This window comes from Burkholderia sp. BCC0397, assembly GCF_902832865.1.
In the GTDB taxonomy this organism is placed as follows: domain Bacteria; phylum Pseudomonadota; class Gammaproteobacteria; order Burkholderiales; family Burkholderiaceae; genus Burkholderia.
The window spans coordinates 703,831-710,739 of the sequence record NZ_CADFDL010000004.1 but is presented as its reverse complement, the minus strand read 5'-3'; the positions used below and the strand labels follow the sequence as shown (position 1 = coordinate 710,739).

The following is a 6,909-nucleotide window of genomic DNA, read 5'->3' as shown; positions in this document are numbered from 1 at the left end:
GGCGGCGGCGGCGGCGGCGGCCATGGTGACGGCGGCGGCGGTCACGGCAATGGCGGCGGCCATGGTGACGGCGGCGGCGGTCACGGTAATGGCGGCGGCAATGGCGGCGGAAACGGTAACGGCGGCGGAAGCGGCGGCGGCGCCAATGGCACCGGCGGCCACGGCAATGGCGGCGGCAACGGTAACGGCAATGGCAGTGGCGGCGCCGGCAACGGCGGGGCCAACGGCGTCGGCAATGGCCACGGGACCGGCAACGGCAATGGCGGCGGTCACGGCAACGGCGGATCGTCCGGCGGCAACCACTGACCCGACGCGTTGCCCGGCCGAATACGGTCAGAGCATCTCGAGCGCGCGCTTGCTGCGCGGCGGACGGAAATACGCGTCAAGCTGCGCGCGCTCGTCATCGCTCAACACGAAATCGAGCGCGGCGCGGTTGTCGCGCACGTGTTCGATCCGCGACGCCTTCGGAATCGCGAATACACCGGGCTGCGCGAGCACCCATGCCAGTGCGACGCGCATCACCGACACGCCGCGCAGCCGCGCGATCTCGTCGAGCGGCGAGCGTTTCGGCAGCCGCCCGTGATCGACCGGGCTGTATGCCATCGCCGGGATCCGATGGTCGGCCAGCCACGGCAGCAGGTCGAATTCCGGGCCGCGTCGCGCGATGTTGTAGAGAATCTGGTTGGTTGCGCACGCCCCACCGCCCGCCTCGTCGACGAGTTCGGACATGTCGGCCGTATCGAAGTTGCTCACGCCCCAGTGGCGGATCTTGCCCGCGCGCTGCAACGCGTCGAAGCCCTCGACGGTTTCCTCGAGCGGCACCGAACCGCGCCAGTGCAGCAGGTACAGGTCGAGGCGATCGGTACGCAGGCGCTTGAGGCTCGCGTCGCACGCGGCGACGACGCCGCGCCGGCTTGCATGGTGCGGATAGACCTTGCTGACGAGAAACACGTCGTCGCGCAGGCCCGCGAGCGCATCGCCGACCAGTTCCTCGGTCGCGCCGTCGCCATACATCTCGGCCGTATCGACCAATGTCATCCCGAGCTCGACACCCTCGCGCAGCGCGGCGATCTCGTCCGCGCGCCGCGCCGGCCGCTCGCCCATTTCCCAGGTGCCCAGGCCCAGCTTCGGAATCGTCTCGCCGTTCGGCAAAACGACCGTGGCGATCGTGTCTGTCATGCGTTCCTCGTCGTGGATCGTGGCCGCACACCGCGGCCGAAGCATCGGATACGACGCATCAGTGTAGTCAATCGGTGCGCCCCCGGCCTATTACACGGCAAAAACCGGCTATAACGGCGCGGCATGATGACTTAGAATGGCCGCAACCTGATCGATACCCATTGTATGAAGGCACCCACGGACGACCGCTGGCAGGACCTGCGCCCCGACCCCGACAACGATACGCCGCTCTACCTGCAGCTCGCCCGCAAGCTCGGCGATGCGATCCACGACAACCGCTGGACGGCCGGCGAAGCGCTGCCTTCCGAGCGTGTGTTGTCCGAAGCGCTCGGCGTGTCGCGCATCACCGCGCGCAAGGCGATTGCGCTGCTCGTCGAGCAAGGCTTGATCCGCCGCACGCAGGGCGCGGGCAACTTCATCCAGCCGCGCTACGAGGATCCGCTGTCGCGGCTGTCGAGCTTCAGCGAAATGCTCGAGCGCCGCGGCTTCAAGCCGAGCTCGCAGTGGCTCGCGCGCGAAATCCAGCCCGCGAACCGCGACGAAGTGATCCAGCTCGGACTGTCGCCGGCCGCATCGGTTACACGCCTGAAACGCCTGCGCCTCGCCGACGGCATCGTGATGGCCGTCGAGAACTCGACGTTCCCCGCCACGCTGATTCCCGATCCGCAGGCGATCGTCGGCTCGCTGTACAGCTATCTCGAAGCGCGCGGCACGCCGATCGTGCGCGCGCTGCAGCATTTCCGCGCGGTCAACGCGACCGACGAGATCGCCGAGCAGATGGGCATCGCCCCGCACGACGCACTCCTGCTGATCACGCGGATCGGCTATACGTCCGACCAGCGCGCGATCGAACTGACCGATACCTACTGCCGCAACGACTACTACGATTTCGTGGTCGAACTGCGCAAGTAACGCGAGCGCACGTCGCCGGCCCTCACAGCCAGCGTGCGTCGTCGGTGCCGAGCGGCACGGGCGGACGCGCGAACGACGGCGGCGTCGCCGACAGCCGCTCGGCCGGCCGCACGGTGTCGAGCACGCCGAACGGCGACGCAATGCGGTCGATCCGATCGCGCGCGTCGGCAAGCGCGAGATCGGGCGCCTGCAGCCCGTCCGGCACGGCGCCGAACGACTGCAGCCAGCGCCCCGTCTGCGCGAGCGACATCCGCACGTGCCAGCTTCCCCCTTCGCGCGCCCGCCGTGCGAGCGCGATCATCGCGCCGAACGCCGCGAGATACCCCGTTGCATGATCGAGCGCCTGGCACGGCAGATGGCGCGGCCCGCTCGCCTGCGCGGCCTGCTGCTCCTGCCATGCGATTCCGCTCGCCGACTGCACGAGGCTGTCGAACCCGCGCCGCTTCGCCCAGGGCCCTGCGTGCCCGTACGCCGACACCGACACGTAGACGATACCGGGCCGCCGCGCCGCCAGGGCCTGCGGCGTGAAGCCGCGCGCCTCGAGCGCGCCGGGCCGGTACGACTGCAGGAACACGTCCGCATCGCGCGCCAGAGCGTGCAGCGTATCGACGCCTGCCGCGTCGCGCAGATCGATCCACGTCGAACGCTTGCCGCGCCCGTTGTCGATCACGAGCGGCGCGATGTTCGGCAGGTGCGGACCGTTGACGAGCAGCGTCTGCGCGCCGTGCGACGCCAGCGTGCGGCCCGCGACCGGCCCCGCGATGATGCGCGTGAGATCGAGCACGCGCACGCCGGCCAGCGGCTGGCCGGCCTCGCCGCGGCCGATCGGCTCGGCCGGCGCGTCGCCGATCCGCTCGATCTCGAACAGCGGCAGCGACGCGATCGCGCGCGCCTGCTCGTGCGCCGCCCATTCGTCAGGGGTTCTGATCAATGCCGCGCACAGGCCGGCGTCGGCCAGCGCGGTATCGAGTGCCGCGCCGTCCCACGTACGGATCGCCGCGGCGACGTCGGCGGGCTGCGAGCCGCAGCCGAGCACGTCGAGAATGCCGTGCAGGTGATGCGGGAAATTCGCGTGCAGCTGAATCCAGCGTCCGTCGCCCGTCTCGAAGAAGCCGGTCACCGGATGGCGCAACTCCGGCGGCGGCCCGTCGTCCACGCGCAGGTAGCGTTCGCTGCGGAACGCCACGAGCGCGTCGCGCACCGACACGTCGACCGATTGCGCCACGCCCGTTCGCAGCCGATGGCATTCGGCTGCCGCGAGCCCGGCTGCGGCGATCGTCGCGGCGGCAAGCGTGCCGACATGAAACGTCGACGGCAGCGTCGGGTCCTGCCCGGTCACGGTCGTGCGGGCCAGCGCGTCGCGCTCGCCGTCTGCGAGTTGCCAAAGATGCGCCAATGCGAATTCGGGTGTCATGGTGAAGGAGACGCCGTTGAGGAGACGGAATCGAGTCTAGAATTCGCGACAGGCACGATCAATCTTGATTGCGCAAATCAATACATAACGAATAGTTGTAGCGGGCCCGCACTTCATGCGCGGCGACAGGAGCAACCGGCATGATGTCCGTCAGTGCGCAGGAAGCCGCCGGCATGCTCGGCGTCAGCGTGAGCACCCTTTACGCGTACGTGAGCCGCGGCCTGCTGCGCTCGCTGCCCGACGGCGCGACCAAGCGCCGCCGCTACGACGCAAACGAGGTGCGCCTGCTCGCGCGCCGCCGCGCCGACGCGAAGCGCGCGGGCGGCGTCGCCGAACGTTCGCTCGACTGGGGCGTGCCGGTATTGGAATCGCGAATCACGCAGATCGCCGACGGCCGCCTGCGCTACCGCGGCGCCGATGCGATCGCGCTGGCCGACGCGGCGACACTCGAGGAAACGGCCGCGCGGCTGTGGGACTGTCCGCCCGCGCGGCTAGCCGCCACGTCGCTCGCATCGACCGGTTTCGATGCGGCGCAGTGGGACGACTGGGCGCGTCGCTGGGCACATCTCGCGCCGCTCGAACGAGCGCTGGTGCTGCTGCCGGCCGCCGCCGCGTCGCTGCCGCGCCTGTGGGCGCAGGGGCGCGACGCCCAGCTCGATTCCGCGGCGCTGCTGCTGCGCGTCGCGACGGCCGCGCTCGCCGGCATTGCGCCGGGCGACGCACCCCTGCACCGTCAGCTCGCGGCCGCGTGGCGCGTGCGACGGCGCAATGAGGCCGACCTGCTGCGGCGTGCGCTCGTGCTGTGCGCCGATCACGAACTGAATCCGTCGACCTTCTCGGTGCGCTGCATCGCGTCGACCGGCACCCATCTGTTCGGCGCGATCTCGGGCGGGCTCGCGGCGCTGTCGGGGCCGCGCCACGGCGGCGAGACGTTCCGCGCCGGCACGCTGCTCGACGAAGCCGCCCGCGCCGCCGATCTCGATCGCTACCTCGCGCTGCGGCTGGCGCACGACGAACGCGCGGACGGCGGCCGCACGGCCCTGTCCGGCTTCGCGCACCCGCTGTACCCCGACGGCGACCCGCGCGCGCGGGCGCTGCTCGATGCGCTGCATGCGGCGGCGTCCGAGCGGCCGGCGCTGCGCATGGCGCGCGCGCTCGCCACGCGTGTCGAAGCGGCGACGGGCCTGCGGCCGACGATCGATTTCGCGCTCGCGGTGCTGGCGCGCACGCTCGCGCTGCCCGACGGCGCGGCGTTCACGCTGTTCGCGGCCGGCCGCACGGCCGGCTGGATCGCGCATGCGCTCGAACAGTACGCGGACGGGAAACTGATCCGCCCGCGGGCGCGCTACGTCGGCAGCGACGCGGCCGCGTGACGCCGGCCGCCGCGCCACGCGGCGAACGGGCGCCACCATGCAGACGAACGGCGCACGGCCGGCGCCGCGAGCGGGCCGAACGCGAACGTCGCGCCGCGCGGCCCGGCGCTGACCCACGCGCGCGTGCCGGGCAGCAGCGTCAGCGATGCGCCCGCGCCCAGCCAGTGATCGTCGGGCCGCCCCTCGACGGTCACCCACACGTCGCCTTCGGCCACCTCGAGCAGCGTGCGATCGACGATCCGCCACCGTCCGGCCGGCTCGTCGCCGTCCATCACGTAAAGTCGCAGTTCGCGCATGGCAGCCTCCTGGTCGCACGGATTCGATGCCACCAGTATTTCGGATAGCGGCGGCACATGGACAGATACGGCCGCAGACGCTTTCGGCTGAACTGTACTGGCCGCCCGACGGAGACAGGCGTCCGGCCGGCCGGGCCGGGCGGGGCCACATGACATAGCGCCGAACCTGCACGGCGCGGCGGCTTTCCCTACAATGTCGGCTGTCCCGCGCCACCGCCCCTGCCGTCATGTTCCAACGCCCGCCTGCCGCCGCTCCCGGCGAAAAGAACCTCACCGTGATGCTCTGGCTCGTTGCGACGGGCTTCTTCATGCAGACGCTCGACGCGACGATCGTCAACACGGCGCTGCCGTCGATGGCCGCGAGCCTCGGCGAATCGCCGCTGCGGATGCAATCGGTCGTGATCGCGTACTCGCTGACGATGGCGGTGATGATCCCGGTATCGGGCTGGCTCGCCGACACGTTCGGCACGCGGCGCGTGTTCTTCAGCGCGATCCTGGTGTTCTCGCTCGGCTCGCTGCTGTGCGCGAACGCCCATACGCTGACGCAGCTCGTCGCGTTCCGCGTCGTGCAGGGCGTCGGCGGCGCGATGCTGCTGCCAGTCGGGCGGCTCGCGGTGCTGCGCACGTTCCCGGCCGAGCGCTACCTGCCCGCGCTGTCGTTCGTCGCGATTCCTGGCCTGATCGGCCCGCTGATCGGGCCGACGCTCGGCGGCTGGCTCGTGAAGATCGCGTCGTGGCACTGGATCTTCCTGATCAATGTGCCGGTCGGCGTCGCGGGCTGCATCGCGACCTTCTATTCGATGCCCGATTCACGCAACCCGGCCGCCGGCCGCTTCGACCTGAAAGGCTATCTGCTGCTGACGATCGGCATGGTCGCGATCTCGCTGTCGCTCGACGGGCTCGCCGATCTCGGCATGCAGCACGCGGCCGTGCTGGTGCTGCTGATCCTGAGCCTCGCGTGCTTCGTCGCGTACGGGCTGTACGCGGTGCGCGCGCCGCAGCCGATCTTCTCGCTCGAGCTGTTCAAGATCCACACGTTCAGCGTCGGGCTGCTCGGCAACCTGTTCGCGCGGATCGGCAGCGGCGCGATGCCGTACCTGATCCCGCTGCTGCTGCAGGTGAGCCTCGGCTACTCGGCGTTCGAGGCCGGGCTGATGATGCTGCCGGTCGCGGCGGCCGGCATGTTCTCGAAGCGGATCATCACGCGCCTGATCACGCAGCACGGCTACCGCAAGGTGCTGCTCGCGAACACGATCATGGTCGGCGTGATGATGGCGAGCTTCGCGCTGATGCGCGACACGGTGCCGGTGTGGGTGAAGGTCGTGCATCTCGCGCTGTTCGGCGGCTTCAACTCGATGCAGTTCACCGCGATGAACACGCTGACGCTGAAGGATCTCGGCACCGGCGGCGCGAGCAGCGGCAACAGCCTGTTCTCGCTCGTGCAGATGCTGTCGATGAGCCTCGGCGTCACGGTCGCCGGCGCGCTGCTCGCGACGTTCACCGGCATGCTGCGCACCGTGACGCCGAGCAACACGCTGCCGGCGTTCCATGCGACGTTCATCTGCGTCGGGATCATCACGGCCGCGTCCGCGTGGATCTTCGCGCAGCTCGCGCCGGAGATCCGCAGCACCGCGCGCAAGACCGACCCGTCCGAGCGCGCGTGACGCGCGGCGCGCGCCGAATCGGGCCGGCGCGCACCATCGCGGTGCAACGCGGCCCGGCGCGCGTGCGCGTG

General features: G+C 70.6%; 7 protein-coding genes. 3 read left to right on the top strand and 4 right to left on the bottom strand.

Annotation, left to right across the window (positions count from 1 at the left end; translation table 11 throughout):
• On the bottom strand, window positions 1-273 hold a 273-nt coding region (locus HWX03_RS17405; RefSeq protein ID WP_175871989.1), incomplete at its 3' end, for a hypothetical protein.
• Between the two features lie 60 nt (window positions 274-333).
• Complete coding sequence (locus HWX03_RS17400) at window positions 334-1,179, bottom strand: aldo/keto reductase (RefSeq protein ID WP_175871988.1); 846 nt, start codon at window positions 1,177-1,179, stop codon at window positions 334-336.
• A gap of 165 nt (window positions 1,180-1,344) precedes the next feature.
• Between HWX03_RS17400 and HWX03_RS17395 the strand changes: the two genes are divergently transcribed.
• Window positions 1,345-2,091: a GntR family transcriptional regulator gene (locus HWX03_RS17395; protein ID WP_006489667.1), complete on the top strand. Its 747-nt coding sequence runs from the start codon at window positions 1,345-1,347 to the stop codon at window positions 2,089-2,091.
• Between the two features lie 22 nt (window positions 2,092-2,113).
• Here HWX03_RS17395 and HWX03_RS17390 read toward each other — a convergent pair whose 3' ends face one another.
• Window positions 2,114-3,505 carry a CoA transferase gene (locus HWX03_RS17390; RefSeq protein ID WP_175871987.1) on the bottom strand — a complete coding sequence of 464 codons (1,392 nt, stop codon included), beginning with the start codon at window positions 3,503-3,505 and terminating at the stop codon, window positions 2,114-2,116.
• Between the two features lie 140 nt (window positions 3,506-3,645).
• Between HWX03_RS17390 and HWX03_RS17385 the strand changes: the two genes are divergently transcribed.
• On the top strand, window positions 3,646-4,878 hold the full coding sequence (locus tag HWX03_RS17385; RefSeq protein WP_175871986.1) for a citrate/2-methylcitrate synthase: 1,233 nt from the start codon (window positions 3,646-3,648) through the stop codon (window positions 4,876-4,878).
• Here HWX03_RS17385 and HWX03_RS17380 read toward each other — a convergent pair.
• Window positions 4,851-5,174, bottom strand: a complete 324-nt coding sequence (locus tag HWX03_RS17380; RefSeq protein WP_175871985.1) for a DUF2917 domain-containing protein — start codon at window positions 5,172-5,174, stop codon at window positions 4,851-4,853. The genes HWX03_RS17385 and HWX03_RS17380 overlap by 28 nt on opposite strands.
• 227 nt (window positions 5,175-5,401) lie before the next feature.
• Here HWX03_RS17380 and mdtD point away from each other — a divergent pair, with 227 nt between their 5' ends.
• Window positions 5,402-6,838: a multidrug transporter subunit MdtD gene (mdtD, locus tag HWX03_RS17375; RefSeq protein ID WP_011694373.1), complete on the top strand. Its 1,437-nt coding sequence runs from the start codon at window positions 5,402-5,404 to the stop codon at window positions 6,836-6,838.
• Window positions 6,839-6,909 lie beyond the last annotated feature (71 nt).